This window comes from Oleiphilus sp. HI0079, from assembly GCF_001635105.1.
On the sequence record NZ_LWFT01000524.1, the window covers coordinates 1 to 17,385 of the forward strand.

Annotated in this window: 18 protein-coding genes; 6 read left to right on the forward strand and 12 right to left on the reverse strand. The window is 48.1% G+C overall.

Translation table 11 applies throughout. The features are described from left to right. From A3750_RS07505 to A3750_RS07525, 5 genes are all read right to left on the reverse strand, one after another. The coding region (locus A3750_RS07505; protein ID WP_197474954.1) for an SWIM zinc finger domain-containing protein at positions 1-1,362 on the reverse strand (1,362 nt) is incomplete at its 3' end. A 6-nt stretch (positions 1,363-1,368) separates the two neighbouring features. Beyond that, positions 1,369-1,611, reverse strand: coding sequence for a YheU family protein (locus A3750_RS07510; protein WP_068452959.1), 243 nt, complete (start codon positions 1,609-1,611; stop codon positions 1,369-1,371). A gap of 58 nt (positions 1,612-1,669) precedes the next feature. After that, the gene (locus A3750_RS07515; protein WP_068465804.1) at positions 1,670-4,069 is read right to left on the reverse strand and encodes a molybdopterin-dependent oxidoreductase; all 2,400 of its coding nucleotides are present in this window, start codon (positions 4,067-4,069) and stop codon (positions 1,670-1,672) included. 153 nt (positions 4,070-4,222) lie between these two features. Beyond that, on the reverse strand, positions 4,223-5,428 hold the full coding sequence (locus A3750_RS07520; protein ID WP_068745142.1) for an alpha/beta hydrolase: 1,206 nt from the start codon (positions 5,426-5,428) through the stop codon (positions 4,223-4,225). Positions 5,429-5,434: 6 nt separating this feature from the next. Further along, positions 5,435-6,001: an NnrU family protein gene (locus A3750_RS07525; protein WP_068458088.1), complete on the reverse strand. Its 567-nt coding sequence runs from the start codon at positions 5,999-6,001 to the stop codon at positions 5,435-5,437. A gap of 221 nt (positions 6,002-6,222) precedes the next feature. Here A3750_RS07525 and A3750_RS07530 point away from each other — a divergent pair, with 221 nt between their 5' ends. Further along, a complete protein-coding gene (locus A3750_RS07530) occupies positions 6,223-7,683 on the forward strand; it encodes a YdiU family protein (RefSeq protein ID WP_068465810.1) in 1,461 nt (486 codons plus the stop codon). Positions 7,684-7,736: 53 nt separating this feature from the next. On the opposite strand, the gene A3750_RS07535 is transcribed toward A3750_RS07530, so the two are convergent. Together A3750_RS07535 and A3750_RS07540 are read right to left on the reverse strand one after the other, a co-directional pair. Continuing rightward, positions 7,737-8,372: an FKBP-type peptidyl-prolyl cis-trans isomerase gene (locus A3750_RS07535; RefSeq protein WP_068458334.1), complete on the reverse strand. Its 636-nt coding sequence runs from the start codon at positions 8,370-8,372 to the stop codon at positions 7,737-7,739. A gap of 34 nt (positions 8,373-8,406) precedes the next feature. After that, positions 8,407-9,777, reverse strand: a complete 1,371-nt coding sequence (locus tag A3750_RS07540) for a wax ester/triacylglycerol synthase family O-acyltransferase (protein ID WP_068458332.1) — start codon at positions 9,775-9,777, stop codon at positions 8,407-8,409. 146 nt (positions 9,778-9,923) lie between these two features. Here A3750_RS07540 and A3750_RS07545 point away from each other — a divergent pair, with 146 nt between their 5' ends. From A3750_RS07545 to A3750_RS07555, 3 genes are all read left to right on the forward strand, one after another. After that, the gene (locus A3750_RS07545; RefSeq protein ID WP_068458330.1) at positions 9,924-10,553 is read left to right on the forward strand and encodes a YigZ family protein; all 630 of its coding nucleotides are present in this window, start codon (positions 9,924-9,926) and stop codon (positions 10,551-10,553) included. A gap of 189 nt (positions 10,554-10,742) precedes the next feature. Continuing rightward, a complete protein-coding gene (locus tag A3750_RS07550; protein ID WP_156492593.1) occupies positions 10,743-10,955 on the forward strand; it encodes a hypothetical protein in 213 nt (70 codons plus the stop codon). Positions 10,956-10,973: 18 nt separating this feature from the next. Continuing rightward, complete coding sequence (locus tag A3750_RS07555; RefSeq protein ID WP_156492592.1) at positions 10,974-11,495, forward strand: hypothetical protein; 522 nt, start codon at positions 10,974-10,976, stop codon at positions 11,493-11,495. Here the strand turns inward: A3750_RS07555 and A3750_RS07560 are convergent. Genes A3750_RS07560 through mrcB form a run of 4 tightly spaced genes read right to left on the reverse strand, consistent with a single transcriptional unit; the run spans position 11,492 to position 15,026 of the window. Further along, positions 11,492-11,806, reverse strand: a complete 315-nt coding sequence (locus tag A3750_RS07560) for a DUF3301 domain-containing protein (RefSeq protein ID WP_068451816.1) — start codon at positions 11,804-11,806, stop codon at positions 11,492-11,494. The two genes, A3750_RS07555 and A3750_RS07560, sit on opposite strands and share 4 nt — an antisense overlap. Next, a complete protein-coding gene (locus A3750_RS07565; protein WP_068458324.1) occupies positions 11,803-12,348 on the reverse strand; it encodes a YaeQ family protein in 546 nt (181 codons plus the stop codon). The genes A3750_RS07560 and A3750_RS07565 overlap by 4 nt, the downstream gene beginning before the upstream one ends. Next, positions 12,349-12,774, reverse strand: a complete 426-nt coding sequence (locus A3750_RS07570; RefSeq protein WP_068490652.1) for a hypothetical protein — start codon at positions 12,772-12,774, stop codon at positions 12,349-12,351. It abuts the gene before it with no gap. After that, on the reverse strand, positions 12,759-15,026 hold the full coding sequence (mrcB, locus tag A3750_RS07575; protein WP_197466463.1) for a penicillin-binding protein 1B: 2,268 nt from the start codon (positions 15,024-15,026) through the stop codon (positions 12,759-12,761). The genes A3750_RS07570 and mrcB overlap by 16 nt, the downstream gene beginning before the upstream one ends. A 123-nt stretch (positions 15,027-15,149) precedes the next feature. Here mrcB and A3750_RS07580 point away from each other — a divergent pair, with 123 nt between their 5' ends. Continuing rightward, positions 15,150-16,727, forward strand: coding sequence for a bifunctional aminoglycoside phosphotransferase/ATP-binding protein (locus A3750_RS07580; protein WP_068458317.1), 1,578 nt, complete (start codon positions 15,150-15,152; stop codon positions 16,725-16,727). A gap of 70 nt (positions 16,728-16,797) precedes the next feature. Beyond that, entirely contained in the window at positions 16,798-17,037 is a 240-nt protein-coding gene (locus A3750_RS27295; protein ID WP_068458315.1) for a BLUF domain-containing protein, read from the forward strand. 45 nt (positions 17,038-17,082) lie between these two features. Here the strand turns inward: A3750_RS27295 and A3750_RS07590 are convergent. After that, the coding region (locus tag A3750_RS07590) for a Tn3 family transposase (RefSeq protein WP_156498474.1) at positions 17,083-17,385 on the reverse strand (303 nt) is incomplete at its 5' end.

Genomic DNA, 17,385 nt, shown 5'->3' on the forward strand with positions numbered 1-17,385 from the left:
CGGGTCTTCATGCGGGTTAATCGCAGCAACAGTACGATAAAGATCTAACATTAGCGCCTCTGGCATCGATTCCAGTATTTCAGAATCAGCAAAGGACAACCATTCAATAAAAGCCGTCGCATTGGTGTTAGCGAGACGCTGAAGTGCAACAGCATCATTTAGCGCAAAACCAAGCTGAATTGCTTTTTTGGCAACCGCCTCATTGACAGGGTGTTTCTGTAAAGCGACGAGAGCCCGTTCGAAGGCGTAATCACACCCATGTTGTGATTCAATTTCTTCAAGCCAATTCAGCCAGCTCATAGGGCTCAAGGCCAACTCTTCTCGTAAGGTCTGAAGCCAAAGGACGTGCTGTTTCTTGGCATAATCGGGTGTTGCTAACGAGACAACTTGTTGAGCCAATTTTCGCCATTGCCACGCGTCTTCAAGCTGAGGAAGAGAAGCATGGGCTGAGGCCGCTTTAGGTAACTTGATTTGCGGGACCTTTTGGGCTGCCCATAAAGCGCTAGCGCGCGAACGAAAGAGCGCAACAGCACCTTCTGCGGCGGACAAATAGCACTCGTAATCAAGACCTATAAGAGAAAATTTGTCCGCAAAGTAGACTTTCTCAAAGCGCTTCACCAGTGTTAAAGGGCGACCCTCAAGAAGAACAAACAGACGTTGATACAGATGACGAAGATGCTTACCAGGCTGTTCGTGAAAACCCCACTTATCATCAACCTGTTGCAATAGCTGAGTAAGGCGAGCAAGTGCATACTCAACCAACTTTAGTCCTTCTTTTGGATAGACCTCAAACTCGGCCTGCTCAAACTCGGCAAATAATTGATTAATGCGAGAAAAAAAGACTTTTACTTGCCGCTGACTAAACAGATTCCTCTTGTCATCAATCCGCGTTAACTCTGTGACTCGCGCTTTTAGCTTTACGAAGTCGATCTGCTCATTCGACAAGGTCGCCTTCAACGAAAAGCGCTCAAACTGCTCGGGCATCTGCTCAAGAAGATCAAGCATATGCTTGGCCATCACCTGTTTATCTAAGCCAAGTAGGTAGGCAAAAATTCGGGATTTTTCAGGCCCCTTCGACAACGAGAGCAACTGCTGAGACAAGTGATTGCCATGTAAAACCAGCTCTACACAGTGATGGCAAAAGTCAAAACCATCGGACTCTGGACACGAACAATGCCCATCAACGATGTTCCCGACATGCTTTAACTCAACATCAAAGCCATCAACCACTGCAGTGACGAAGTTGCCTTTTCGATGATACTTCTCGATGCGATTACTTTGATAAGCGGCAATGCCACGCTGGTAACCCGCCTTGCCCGCGCGTTTTAAAAGCTCTTCTTGCCCAACAATGAATTGAGACATACCGTCTTACTCGTGCTGTTGTGGCGGAGTGTTAAGGTCGGGCAGTTCATTCGCTGCTAACAGATAAGCACTTTCTTCATACTCACTGTACCAAAGCACCAGTTCACCGTTATTAAGCGCCTTTTGAGCAAAAGCGATGCGCTCTGCCTCTGGGGATTCGGTATCATTCAGCCCCCAAGCGCGATGACAATATTCTTTTAACAGGCCTTCGAGCGCTTCGGAGCTCACCGACTCATGCGGTATCACCATAGTGTTTACTACTTTTATGGTTTGTTTGTGATTTGCTTTTTAGGCACATCTGCTGCGCCTATGATGCAACCTTGGCTTTGCGAGCTCTGGTTTTCTTTGCCGCTGCCGCTTTTGGTTTTGCAGCTCGTGAGGCCGCTTTACGTGGCGGTGTTTTCAACACTTCGACCCTGACAGGCATACCGTTTAAAACCGATGTTCCTGTTAGTTTATCGACAAACTGATCGGAGATAAGTACATTCACATTTACCCCCGGCCGCTTACTCGCTATTGAAAGCTGCGTACCTTCATGATCATGCCCCCAACCATGCGGGATACTAATAACACCAGGCATGATATCTGCCGTCACTTCACATTCGATGGTGACCGCGCCATAGTCGGTCGATACTTTAAGCAAGTCACCATTGGAGATTTTCCTTAGTTTGGCATCTTCCTCACTAATCTGCGCGGTACAGCGGTTCTTACCTTTGACGAGCCGCTGGCTATTATGCAACCAAGAGTTGTTGGAACGAATATCCCGCCGGCCAATCAACATCATTTGAGCGTGCTCATCCGATTGCTTGACGGACGATTGAAGCATTTCATCCAACATCCCCAAGTGTTTCCTCAGCCGAGGGATATCTGTCATGTAGCTGCCTGGAACTAGAGAGATGCGCTTATTGGACGTATATAGCCGCTCTGGTAACGAAGATTGCAACGACCCCAAATCCACACCATGCGGATAATTCTTTAACGATGCAATGCATAAGCCTTTACTGAGCCCCCTATTTTGCGGTCCGTAAGGTCCGTTATCGAGCGCTCTGCGTATCGGATGCGACGCCGGAAAAACATCTTGAATGGTATCAATGACAAATGAACCAACCGAAGAAGTGCCCGGGACTTGTGTGCCATAAGGACCCACTCTCAAAAGGATATCCAACACACCATCCGGACCAAGACGCTTCATCGCCTGATACTGGCCAAGCTCTTTCACGTTATCGAGCAGACTGCCGCCAGAGGCAAAACGATGCGTGAGCTCAAGCAGTATCTCCCAATCATGCTTGGTGTTTTTTCCTGGCTCAAACAATGCAGGAGAGTACTTCGCGACATTCCGAACGCTGAGCAGGTTGAATACAACATCGTAACGGGATTGTTCAAGCTGGCTACTACCCGGCAGAATCAAATCGGCATGTTTTGTTGTCTCATTGAGATAGCTATCGATACACACCATGAAATCAAGCGAACCCAATGCGCGCTCCAAACGATTAGAGTTAGGGCTACTAATTACCGGATTTCCGGCAACCGTAACCATGGCACGAATTTGACTTGGACCTTTGGTTTCTATTTGGTCAGCAATGGCGCTTGAAGGGAGTTCACCTGCAAACTCCGGCAAACCGCCCTCCGTTGTGAATGTCCCGGAGCTACCTTTCTCGTTAAGGTAATGGGTAAGCTCGACCATGTCTGCCGCGGGCTTGGTAAACATTAATCCGCCACGCTCATCCAAATGACTGGTCAAAATATTCAGCAAGTAGATAAACCACGTCGCTAAACCACCAAATTCTTGTGTCGATGTCCCCATACGACCAAACGCAACAGCTCGTGGTGTTTCTGCAAGCTTTCGCGCTAGGCTTCGAATCGTATCGGCGTCAATACCGCAGGCAGCGGCAACTCGTTCGGGAGGAAAGTCCGAGCTGATGATCTGCACATCAGCAAGACCTTCAATATTTGACTGCAAGCGACCAAGATCGACAAGCCCCTCATCAAACAAAGTATGGATCATACCTAGCAGCATTAACGCATCTGTGCCGGGCCGAATAAACAAGTGTTGATCAACAACACGGGCTGTCTCACTCTTTTTCGGATCGATCAAGATCACTTCGCCACCACGCTTGCGAATGGCTTTCAAACGACCAAGATAATCAGGGGCAGACATCAAGCTCCCATTAGATGCTGCCGGGTTGCTGCCAAACAAAATAAACAGATCGGTATGATCTATATCCGGAATCGGAAACAGCGCCTGATGCCCAAACAACTCGTAGTTGGCGCGCATATGAGGGAGCTGGTCATTGGACGTAGCGGAATAGCGATTCTTGGTATCTAGGCTACGAAGAAAATTAAGAAGATAAATAATGTTGCCATGATGATGTGCATTTGGGTTCCCGAGATAGACGCTGATCGCATCTTTTCCGTATTGATCCTGAATCTCTCGAACACGTTTGCCAACAATATCAAAAGCACGATTCCAGCTTATCTGCTTCCAGCCCTGTGCCGTTTTCAACATCGGTGCACGAAGGCGATCGGGGTCTTCGTGATAATCCTTCAATGCGAGCGCTTTCGGACAAATGAAACCTTTACTGACAACATCTTCTTTGTCGGGCTTGATCGAGAGAACCTGTTCGCCATCGTGCTCAATCACTAGACCGCACATCGCCTCGCACAAATTACAGGTACGAAAATGCGTTTGTGTCTTTGTATCTGTCATCACATTAACCTTCAGGCTCACGCCCGCGCTGAGTGGAAAAATTATTATTTTTTTATCGATACAATAGATCGATTATATTCCTGCTCGGTTTTGAAAGTCCAACCAAGCGACATGCTGGTCGTTTGGCCGAACACGACGTCCTTACTCGAGTATTCAATGCTTCTTCAAATAGTCCGCATGCCACTGATTCACCTGCGCACTGACACCGGCCACTACAATATCGCAACGCAATGAAGGAAACATTTCGAAAGCATGCTGCGCGCCATCGATAGCGGCAAAACTAACGGTGTTACAGGAATGTTGACGAAGTGTATTCGCAAAATATCGTGCTTCATCGATTGAGGTAAGCGTATCTTTGTCTCCATGAACAACCATAAAGGGCGGTGCCTCTTTGCTGATGTGAGTCATCGGAGACATAAGACGGTATAAGTCAGGGTTTTCGGTTTTGGTTTCTTTGATGATGGATTTACGCATCACGATTTCAATGCCGACGCTTTTCTGCAACCCTTTTTCATCAAGCAAATCATAGATACCATAAAACGGCACGCAGCCTTGAACGGACAAATCGCGCCCGGACAACGCTTCATGGAAGGCGTCTTCCTGTGCCGACAAGGCCAGTAAAGAGCTCAAGTGACCGCCCGCCGAGCCGCCCGTTAAGACGATAAAACCGGCATCACCGCCATACTCTGCGATGTTGTCTTTGACCCAAGCTAAGGCATGCTTGCAGTCGATGATATGATCAGGAAAGGTGGCCTTGGGGCTTAAACGGTAATCCACCGACACACACACCCATCCCTGTTGGGCCAGGTTCTGCATCAAAGGCAAACCTTGCTCATTCTTTGAGCCATACCCTTTCGTCCATGCGCCGCCGTGAATCTGAATCAGCACAGGAGCGTCTTTTAACTGGTTGTTCTTGCGACGAATATCGAGCTTCAAGCGCATGCCGTCCACTTCCCGATAGACAATGTTCTTATCCACTAAAAGGCCATGATCCTTCAGGTGATAAAACGGACGAATCAATCGTTGCCAGTTAAGAGAAAGATTCGAATCTTCCCCGAACAAACTTGAGAATCGCGCATGCGCTCTGAAGCCTGAGAAGTAATGGTAGCTCAGCAAAATCCAGCCCGTTGCAATAAGCATCAAGCTGAGCGCATCCATGCCGCCTGAAATCTCGCCCAAGAAAACGACCAAAAAAACCAAGATCGCTTGAACCGCCACGACATGAAGCGCTAACTCTCCAGCGGGCCAACCAAATAGAAAACTGAACACGGCATACTTTGGGTGCCGGTAAATTGGACAAATAACATTTAGCGCTAGGGCGAAACATAAAACTGCGAATAGCAAAAAAACAATATCCATAGCCATCTAACCTGCGACAGTCATAACAGGAACGCCGAATAGATAGGCATGCTTCATCGCGACAACAACGTAGGCTACAAAACCAATAAGAACTACTAAAGCGTCTCGCCAAAACGGTTGCTTGATTGCAACTGGAGCAAGCCCGCGCTTTTTAACGCTAATTCGATCTACCACCGCATAGGCGAGAAAGCTGCCAAACAACACCATCGAAGCCACATCGCCATTCGCCAACAAGTGGCCAAGCGCCCAAATTTTAACGGCCACCAGCATGGGGTGTTTCAGCTTCACTTTAATATTGGAGGGAATATAGGCCGCAGGCAGAATCAGAAATGCGATCAACACGAGCAACATCGTAATATGACGAAAAAAATCGGGTGGCGTCCACACGGAAATAAACGGAGCTTGCGCCTTACCTATCACAATGAAGTAAAAACCCACCAGAGAAATAAGTGCGAAGAGGCCCTTGTAGACCCATTCTCCTATCGAGCCCGTGAGCGATGCTCTCAAACTCTGCTTAACTGGAATCAAATGTACGGCGAAAAATATCGCCAGTCCCGCGAGCATAGTGGTCATGTTCATCTCCTGTTTTTATCGTTTTAAGTATCTTATTGATCTGATGCAGATAAGCCGTCTTGTTATCATTAACACGATTCGACACGAATGCCTCACCTAGCATACGTAAAATGCGTTCAGGCTGACTAGATTTGTTTTGTGTTTTTACCGCGTGCACTCAAAAAGCAGAGTTGCAAAATACACACTTGTCCCGCTCGAGCATTCATGCGATGTTTGCAAATATGAACAACCTAAACGCACTTAAAAGCGAAGACCCTTACCAAAACCTGCCAAGCAGCTTCTTCACGCAGCAACAACCAACATCACTTAAAAATCCTGCTTTGGTCATCGCGAGCAAGTCCTGTGCCGAGATGCTCGAAATCGACGTAAACACGCTGTCGAGCGCCGAGTCACTCGATCTATTAAGCGGCGCTCGCGTTCCCGAGCGATGGAATCCCGTCGCAATGAAGTATTTTGGTCATCAATTTGGCTACCTGAACCCTGATTTAGGCGACGGGCGCGGACTGCTCATGGCGCAGACGCGAAACAGTCGAGGTGAATTATGGGATCTGCATTTAAAAGGCTCCGGCACCACACCCTACTCTCGTGGAGGTGATGGTCGAGCGGTACTGCGATCCTGCATCCGGGAGTTTTTAGCCAGTGAGGCGCTTACGGCGCTTGGTATACCCGCAACCAGAGCCCTTGCTGTCATCACGAGTGACACACCCGTTTATCGAGAAGCACAAGAGCATGGCTCAACCTTGCTTCGCGTAGCGCGCTCGCATATCCGTTTTGGGCACTTCGAGTTTGCCTATCACTCAAAAGACAAGTCGCTCAGCGAGGCTCTAGCGCGCTATGTCATTGAGCAGCACTACCCGTGTCTCGCGCCAAACCCGCAAGGCTATGCCGACATGTTCAAACTGATTTGCGAAGCGACCGCAAGAATGATCGTGCACTGGCAAGCACAGGGCTTTGCCCACGGCGTGATGAATACCGACAACATGTCGATCATCGGCGATACATTTGATTTTGGCCCTTTTGGCTTTATGGACCGCTTCCGCTCCGCGTATATATGCAATCACTCGGATCATCAAGGACGCTATGCCTTCGACCGTCAACCCGCTATCGCGCATTGGAATCTGAGTGTGTTGGCGCAATCGCTCACCCCCTTGCTCGACAACAATGCTTTAACAGCGGGCCTGCAAGCTTACAGCGCCACCTTCAATCATGGGTTTATGCAGCGAATGCGCGAAAAGCTCGGTTGGATCAATGCAGACAATGCCGATGACAGCCTGATCTTCGAAACGCTGCAGATGCTGCAGGCCTGTCGGCTTGATTATAGTGATTTTTTCCGCCGCTTAAGCTACGTCGATGCAGCCCAAGGTTTAGCCGAACTCAGAGATCTGGCAATCGATATAGAGCGCTTCGATCTGTGGGCCGAACAGTATAAAAAACGCATATCTCAGGAAGACGGCTCTGCAGCGCAGCGCCGCACAAGCATGCAGAAGGTTAATCCACAGAGAATTCTACGTAATCACTTGGCACAAGCCGCAATTGAGGCGGCAGAACAAGGTGACTACAGCGTTGTAAAACGCTTACATGAAGGATTATTAAAGCCTTATCAACAAGGGCCAGAGTTTGAAGATTTGTCAGCGTTACCGCCGGAAGGTTCAGAGGCGCTGGAGATTTCCTGCTCCTCTTGAAAAAATAATCTTAGCGAACAGCTGGCGGCTATCAGCCAGCTGTTCGCTTTGCTCTACTCCTGATCCAGAATATCGATCAAATGTAGCTCAAATACCAAAGCCGAGTTAGCCGGAATTGCCGGTGGCATGCCCGCCTCTCCATAAGCAAGATCGGCAGGAACGACCACACGCCACTTTGCGCCCTTTGGCATTTGCATCAAGGCCTCTGTCCAACCCGAAATCACGTCTTTAACGCCGAACTCAGCCGGCTCATTTCGCGTGACCGAACTATCAAAAACCTGCCCATCAATAAACGACCCGTGGTAATGCACAACGACCTTTTGCTCAAGCGCGGGTATCGGGCCATCGGCATCCTCTAACACTTCGATTTGCAAGCCTGAATCAGTCACACGAACGCCATCACGCTTTCCATTCTCGGCTAGGAATTTTTCACATAAGTCTTTATAACCCTGAGCTCTCTGTGCCTCGACTTCTTTACGCTTTTCTTTGACGGCGTCATACGCTTCGTTCAATTCGTTCTCACTGAGCATACTCGGCTCACCGGCAAAACATTGACGCAGTGCTTGAACGCATGCCTCAACATCCATCCCCTCAAACCGGTTCTTTTGAAGCTGACGACCAAATTGCCAACCAAATCCATAGCTTACTTTTTGTTCAAACGTTTCTGGTTTCTTTAACTCTTTACTCATAATGAGACCTTATTACTGCAAGTATTCTGCTGAGTTAGCTGCGCCCGACAGCATCCTCAAGTTCTTTTATTCCAACCTCGACATAGTCTAACAGTCGCTGCATAGACGGCAATGTCCGTCGGCAAGCTGTGAAGCCAAACTCAAGGCTATCGACATAGCTGACCAGTGTAATATTGAGCGCAATCCGATCGATCGGAATAGATACGGGGTACATACCTTTCACCCGAGCGCCGTTCCAGTAAAGCGGCTTCTTAGGCCCAGGGACATTAGAAATAACCACGTTAAAAGCCTGCAAACGGCTAGACACGCCGGTCAGCATATTCAAACCGGCAGGGGCGAGCGTCAACGCGGTGTAGTTAATTGCTTCTTCAAGGCTCATGCTCGCGTAGCGATCTTTAGATTCTTTGACCGAACGCTTGATCGCGTACAAGCGCTCTGATGGGTCACTAATGTTCGTACCAAGACGCGCCAAAATCATCGCTATTTGATTCCCCTGCTCGCTGTCATCCTTGCGCATAGACATCGGCACCATTGCAATCAAAGGCTTATCCGGAAGTGCATTCATGCTAAGAAGATAATTGCGCAATGCGCTACCGCAGACCGCCATTACCACGTCATTCAAAGTAGCATCGGCTTTTTTGGCGATCGCTTTAAAGCGTTCGATTGGATAGGACTGCGCCGCGAAGCGACGCGAACCGGTAATACGCTGATTTAATATGCTTGGAGGCGCCTCGAATGCCGTCGTGTAATCGGGGTTAGAACGCGCCTGTTTAACCGCATGGCTGACTTCTTTGATTAGTGTCGGCACAGTAGATATCTGCTTTCCTGCGGCACCAGCAAGCTCCGTCAAACTAGCAATCACATCAGAACCCTGAATAGGCTCATGCGTGCGATGTTTTTTCGGCATAGCCCACAACGGAGGCTGGTCCCGCACGCTTGGGTCCTCAGACATTAAGCGCATACCCATCCGCATTGCCGCGACACCATCTAACATACAGTGGTGCACCTTATAATAGAGCGCAAATTGCTTGCCGCGAATGCCTTCGATCAAATGTACTTCCCACATTGGGCGCTCTCGATCCATCAACGCACTGTGCTTTACCGAAACAAGTGACAGAAGCTCTCGAATCCGACCCGGCTTTGGCAATGCGGAATGGCGAAAATGGTGCTCTAGATCGAACTGCTTGTCCTCATGCCAGTAGTAACGTCCAAAGCGCTGAACAAGCCGCTGGTTAAACGGCGCAATGGGTTGCTGGAAGGTGCTCATGTACTCTGCCAGCTCAGACACATACTTCGGGCCAGCACCTTCAGGAAAGTTCAATAGGTGTAACCCACCAACATGCATTGGTTGCTGACGCTTTTCCATCCATAAGAAAAGTTGATCAGCGAGACTTAACGGTTTCATTAACATTTATCCTTGATGTAAAAACTCTTTTTATTTAACGGTTTATTTAACATGCCTCCGTAATTGCCGCATAATTATGCGCCAAAGCGATCGCGTTTAATACTCAGTCGCGTGAATGCTAGCAATAATCAAACCGAGAGCTATCGATGTCCGGCTATCTGATTCCTTCAGCTAATCTTGAAACTGAATTGATCGTCAAGAAAAGTCGTTTTAGCACCTTTGTGTTTCATACAAAGAACCGCGCTGAAGCCATGATCCATTTGCAAACCTTGCGGGAACGTTACACAGATGCACGCCATCATTGCTGGGCCTATTTACTTGGTGACCCGAAAGCACCTACGTCCGTCGCGATGTCTGATGATGGAGAGCCCAGTGGAACCGCAGGAAAGCCGATGCTAAACGTTATGCAGCATAAAGATGTGGGGGATATATTCATTGTTGTCGTCCGTTATTTTGGCGGCATTAAACTTGGCGCTGGAGGCTTGGTTCGCGCTTACTCTACTGCCGTGCAGTCCGCCTATGATGAAATGCAGTGCCAACAGGTAATCTCCCTCGAGCCCTTACGACTTAGCTGTGCATTTGATGAGGAACAAAAAATTCGCTACTTAGTTGATCGCTATCATGGAGTTATAGACGACTGCTCCTACTCTGAGCTCGTGAGCATGGCCATATCTCTACCTAGCCTACATAGCCTTTCATTCAAAGCCGAGTTAAGCCATTTGCGGGGAACCAGAATAAGTACCTCTGCGCCTGACGAATCAATCAAACAGACTTAATTTGATACACCGAATAATTTATACTTGAAGATCAGAGCGGCTCATAGCTTGAGCCTCTAGGATCGAACTCTTGATAGTTCATGGATGATATCGTTGTACCTCGTTAAATCCCGCCGTTTGCTCGTTACGCTTTTCATTATTTTTTTTGCCGTCTTGACTATTGGCTGCGCTAACAAAGAACCTGTCGGCGTGCCCCCCATTGAGGCATACACTTCTGAAGACACGATTAACAACCTAATGCTCGTTTATAAAGAAGCAATGGGGAAAGAGTATTACGAATGCTTCGAATTCTCTAAAGAAGAGCACATTTCAATACTCACTGAGAGCAGTGAATACTGCGCTAGGTATAGCTTTGATGCTCTGCCTCGACAAGTTGAAAGCAGCGTGTATCAAGATGCATAGGAAGATTACTCTGTCTGCTTGATGCATCTTTATTTTTCAAGACTTAAACCAAGGTTTAAAACTGGTTATAAACGCGCTACGTCTTGCTATAAAACAGGGGCAACGTTGAAAGTCCTCGACGGCTCTCATCCCGCTTTGTCATATCTAGAACAGTCAGGTATCGACAGCTATTGGATCGACAAGTATCAAGATTATGCCACAGAGCCTGATATCGCGAGTAAACAGATGAAAGCGGCGGAACATGAATCAAGTCTTATAGCCGATACTCTTGCAGAACTAAATGCCCTGAACATCGAGTTAGGTGATCATGCAGAAAATATACAAAGCGCTTATGGAGAGCCTAAACGCAGAATAGAACAGTCTAAATTTGCAATATGGCTCTATCCAAACGACATGGCATTTGTTTTCGGCGGTCAAAATGAACTAGAAAGGGTAGCATTTTGTGAGGGTTGCTCTAAAAAATTCACCCGCGGTTCTCAAAGATATAAGCAACAGGGCATGTCTGACAAATTGATTATAGATCTGCTTTTTCCAAACTAGCCGATGCGATGCGGTGCAAATTTCACTTCATCTAAACGATTACCAAGCATAATCACCTCCCCCTCATAACGGTCTTCACCAGAGGAGCTGAAATCAAAGCTGTAAATTCGACGCAACTGCATATGGCCTTTGGCATTGCGCACGGGTCGCACACTTTTTAACGCGACTGCCTGGTCGAGCAACTGCAAATCTAGCTTCTTACACGCCGCTTGTGCGCGCTGATAAGCGAATTCTTTTAAATCGCGACTTTTGATCCAGTACCACACACCAAAGCAAACAAGTGCGGTCAAAAAAAGGCTGTTTAGACTCATGCGCGGTCCAGCAAGTTGTATAGCTTAAACTCTATCATTTCACTCCCGAACGAGACGTGAACCAAATCATCTTGAATCATCATTCCAATCTGCATTGTTCGCTCTGCCATACCGGCGAGCTGTTCAAGCGGCTCTTTGTCGATACGAAACGCTGTAATACCATGGCGAATCGACGCATCTTTTTTAATGCTCTCCAGCCACTGCTCCACATCCTGACCACCATAACTGAACACTGTGACTTTTTTACTTCTGCCAATCGCTTTTTTCAGACGTTTCGCGTCTGGCTTACCAAGCTCGATCCAGTGTTCAATCTCACTACTATAATTGAGCGCCCATACATCCGGCTCATTGTCAGTACTCAAGCCTTTAGTGAACTCAATCCCTTCTTCATAGCACAACGCATAGGCTAGCACTCGTGCGCACATCCGCTCTAGGGTCTCTGACGGATGCAGGGCGACATGCAAGGAAAGCGGCATGTAAATGTTGCGATTCATATCGCTTAGGTCGACCGCAAACCGGTAAATCGTGGCATTCAAAGCCATCTAAAACTCTCCTGCATGCAGCGCTTCTTGCGCTGCGTTTCGTTGCTGCGAATTGGTGGCGAGAGATGCTGCTCTGCGATACATCTGCTCAGCCAGCGCGCGTTGTTCTTTAGCCATATACGCATCGCCAAGATACAAATAGGTTGTACTGTGTTTCGGGGCGATTCTCTGAGCTCGTTCAAGCGTTCGCAATGCAAGATCTATGTCCCCATCATCAATAGCTTGCCGGGCTAGTTGAATTTGCTGTTTGACGACGTCAGGAACTTCCTGGGCGCGCGTCTGATAACGCTCGGTTTTACTTGGCGTATAACCTTGCTCACTTTTCGCGACCAAGACGTGGCTGGGTTTAGAAGCGCAAGCCACAAGTAGGGTTAAAAGCACACAGCTACATACGACGTGTGCCACCCGTACTAGAATTGAAACCATGAGCGAATCCAAGTTTTAATTGAGCCTGAGCGTTGTTTGCAATCTTGCCATTCAAAGCTTGCGTTCTCACCCCATACTGGCAGTGGCTGAGCATTCTCGCACGATGCGCTGGTCTCGTTCCAAGATGTTTGGTCAAACCAACGCACATGGATATCTGAAGGCAAAGGGGTCGATAATGGGTATTGTGGCACTGAAGCCATAAATTGCGTCCACAACTTAAGTGCACCCGAACTACCCGTCAATCCGGTGGGTTCGTTATTGTCTTTACCGACCCAGAACACACCCAGATAGTCGCCTGAAAATCCGGCAAACCAGCTATCGCGAAAATCATTCGTCGTTCCAGTTTTACCGGCAGTTAATAGCTGACTCGGCAAGGACTGATAGGCTGAACGTCCGGTGCCATTGCGCATCGCCTCTTGCATCCCACTTTGCAATAGATAACTCGCTTGGGGAGAAATCACCTGTTCGACCTCAAAAGTAAAACGTGAAAGCAATTCACCTTGGTGATTCGCCACTTCACGAATCGCGCGCAGAGGCATATTAAATCCATTACTGGCGATGGTTTGATAGAACTTGGCAACGTCAAAAGGCGTCATCGACTGCGCGCCAAGAAGCAGCGAGGGATAGGGGTTTAGGGCTTCGCTTACTCCAAGTCTTCGCAAGCTCTCATGGACTCGAGTTAGGCCGATATCAACACCAAGCCTAGCAGCCGCTAAGTTATAAGAATTAGCAAGGGCTTCGACAATCGCCACCTCGCCGTGAACCTTATTGTCGAAATTGCTTGGCGTCCAACGCTCTCCATTCTCAAATTCTAGCGCAAAGGGAGAATCGGTAATTCGAGTCGCCAGTTGGTAGCGTTCAGGTTGCTCTAACGCCGCTAGATAAATAGCAGGCTTAATGAGCGAACCGACAGCGCGCTCCGCATCAAGCGCTCTATTAAATCCGTGATAACGTGGATTTCTACCACCAAGTAAAGCCATCACTTCACCGGTACCAACCTCGGTGATCACTGCGCCGGCTTCAAGCTTGGCGGTTCCTGCTGACTGCTTTCGATCAAGGGTTTTGATACCAGTGGTCACCGCACGCTCAAGATTCTTTTGCAGCTGCGGGTCAAGCGTAGTGTAGATCTTCAAACCCTCACTACTCAGGTCTTCAGGCTGATAGTCTCTGCTTAGCTGCCGCTTCACTAGATCTATAAAAGCGGGGTAACGATTGGTTTGGAAGCTGGGCTTATGCGTCACCCGCAGAGGCTCAGCTTGGGCTTGCTGGGCGTCGGCGAGCGAAATCCAGTTTTCCTGATGCATCAGCGAGAGCACTAGATCTCGCCTTTCTTGAGCTCGTTCCGGTCGACGACGAGGATCGTAGTAGGATGGTCCCTTCAAGATAGCAACCAGCAAAGCCGCTTCCTCTAGCTCAAGATCTCGCAAGTTCTTCGCGAAATAAAAGCGACTCGCCATCGCAAAACCATGAATCGCCGTTGAACCAGACTGACCAAGATAGATGTCGTTTACATAGGTTTCAAGAATATCCGCTTTGGTGTAGTGCACCTCAAGCATTAACGCCATTAACGCCTCATTGACTTTTCTGACAATGCTGCGCTCGCGAGTAAGATAGAAGTTCTTCACCAATTGCTGGGTTAAAGTGCTGCCTCCTTGTACCACTCGCCCTGCTTGCAGATTGGCAAACATGGCTCTGGCGATTGACACAAGCGATATGCCCCAGTGTTCAAAAAAATTGCGGTCTTCAGTGGCAAGCAGGGCTGAAATCAACGAAGGAGGAATATCTTCGTAGGCAACAAGCTCTCTCTCTTCTCTTGTCTTGGGATAAATACCGCCAATTTTGTATGGCTCAATGGTGTAAATCCCTTCTTCCTTGGCCTGACTCATCAGTTCAATGGAACGAATCACATCGCCATCAATCTTTAACTCAAGCTTTAGTGCGGCCTGCGGCCCCTCAATGGTGTCATGTGCGCGGCGGAAAATCTCTACCCGGGTCCCTTCGCGCCAATATGTTCCTGGTCGATCGACAACGCGATTCTTGGTGTATTCGAGTAATCCCAGCTCTTGCTCTAAATTATCAAGATTCAGCGCCTGCCCCTCGAACAACTCTAAGGGCCTTGCCAATACCTGAGCGGGCAAATGCCAGCGCTTCCCTTCGAACTTATAGCGAACCTGTGCATCGAGATAAACGAGCCAAGAAATAAGTACCAGAGAAATAATGGAGAATAGCTTAAGCTTCCACCTACGTTTCACTCTGCCCTGCTCGCTTGAAGAAGAGGACGTTTTCGCGGATGTTTTTTTGGATTTGGCTTTAGACATTATCTTTGCAGAGCAAATGCGTCGCTGTTATTGTGCTCTCCGCTTTACGGAGGATACATGAACTCAGAGCTTGTTCAGTCGCTACTGAAACCTACACCTTACTCTCATCCATGTTCAACTATGGAACTGATTGAGACTCATATTTCGTGGATCATTTTGACTGGCGATTTCGCCTACAAAATCAAAAAACCCGTCAACTTCGGATTTCTTGATTTTACGTCATTAAGCGCACGTAAACAGTATTGTGAAGCAGAATTAAACTTAAACTCACGCTCGGCCCCCGAGCTCTATATCGAAGTGCTCGCCATCACCGGCGACGCTGCTGCCCCCAAACTCAACGCTATTACAAACATTGAACAAGATGGCGTCATCGAATACGCCATCAAGATGCACCAATTCAAAACTGAGGAGTTGTTTAGCGAGCTTGATGCGTCTCGTTCTTTGACCTTTGAGCACATAGACGAGCTTGCCGACCGGGTTGCGACATTTCATCGAGCCGCACCAACAGCACCAGAGAACTCAGACTTTGGCTCTCCTGAAAAACTACTCATGCCGGCAGAGCAGAACTTTGAGCAGATCCGCGAGCGGCTGTCGACGCGCGAGCATCTTGAGCAGCTAGCGCATCTCGAACAATGGACTTTAAGCACCTTCGCCATTCTTACCGACACCATGCGACAACGCAAAGCCAACGGCTATGTAAGAGAGTGCCATGGCGATTTGCACCTGAAGAACATTACTTTATTCAACAACAAGGTCACGTTGTTTGATTGTATTGAATTTAATGATGGTTTTCGTTGGGTCGACGTAATGAGCGACATGGCCTTTCTAGCAATGGATCTAGAGGAAAGAGGCCTGCATGCATATTCAAATCGCTTTTTGAATCATTATCTTGAGGAAACCGGCGATTACGAAGGCCTCAAGCTACTGCCCTTTTACAAAGCCTATCGAGCGATCGTTCGGGCAAAAATTTCATTATTTGAGATGGAAGATTTTCGCGATCAACCTGATGTCATTGAGATCCTTTGGAAAAAATATCAATCCTACATCGACCTTGCTGAGAGCTGCTCAGCACTGCCGAACAGATTCATCCTCACAATGCATGGCGTGGCGGGAACGGGAAAAAGTACGGTAGCTCTGCGCCTCGTCGACAAACTGGGCGCAGTAAGAATTCGCTCCGACGTAGAACGAAAAAGGCTATTTGAGTTTAACCCATACAAACACCCAGATCGGGAGCTCGCCAGCAAGCTGTATAGCGAAGAAGCGACCGCGCTGACGTATAAGAAACTAGCCGTTCTTGCGACGCATATTCTGAATGGCGGTTTGAGCGTCATTGTAGATGCGACAAATTTACAGAAGTGGCAACGAGATGTCCTTCAAGACGTCGCCGACGAGCATGGTGTGCCCATGGTCATCGCGGATTGTCAGGCAGCTGTAAGCGTGATTCAGACCTGGATACAGCAACGCGAGAACACAAAAGGAGACGCGTCAGATGCCAGCTTTGAGGTGGCCTCTAGACAAATGAAGACTCAGGACAAGCTTGAAGGAGACGAGCTAGAGAAAACGTTTGTCATTCACAGCGACATCATGGAAGAAACAAACGAACTCGTTAGTGAAATTCGCAAGCACCTGCTTTAACTTGCAGCCTTAACTTGCAGAGAGCCAAGTCCGTTCTATAGTTGTTGCACCGCTTTTGGAGGTGCCCACCATGTTCTTGGTCCAACTTGTTTATGTAAGCAAAGCTCAAACCAATCTCAACGAACGAGATATTGAAGAAATACTCACCCTCTCCAAAATGAATAATGAGAGGCAGGCAATCACGGGTCTACTCAGCTTCAATCATAGTTATTTTCTGCAATGTCTCGAGGGCTCCCGCTCAACGGTAAACGATACGTATCAAAAAATCCTTAAGGGGGTCCTGGGGATTTTCCGTCTTAAAAAGACATAATACTACACAGCCCCCGTGGTTCCTGGTCTCCAGAGGGGTATTAACTTAGACATTTCCTCCAGTTTCGGTAATCGGCCGCATTATTTCCTCGATATCGATCAGGTTTTGTTCAAAGTCGAAGCTATAAGTCCCATTCAGATTAATGTTGTGCCAAGCCACCGGCGACACCTGCTTTGTAATCCCCAGCTTTTCTTCATCGCCAATGCCCTCGAAGTGCCTCAGTAAACGGGTCAGTATCATTGAGTTGAAGTAAATAATGGCGTTGGTGAGCAACCTCGCGCATTCATTCCACAAGCTGATTTCATAATCTGACGAACCTCGGAATCGGTTACCATTAACCGATGCGAT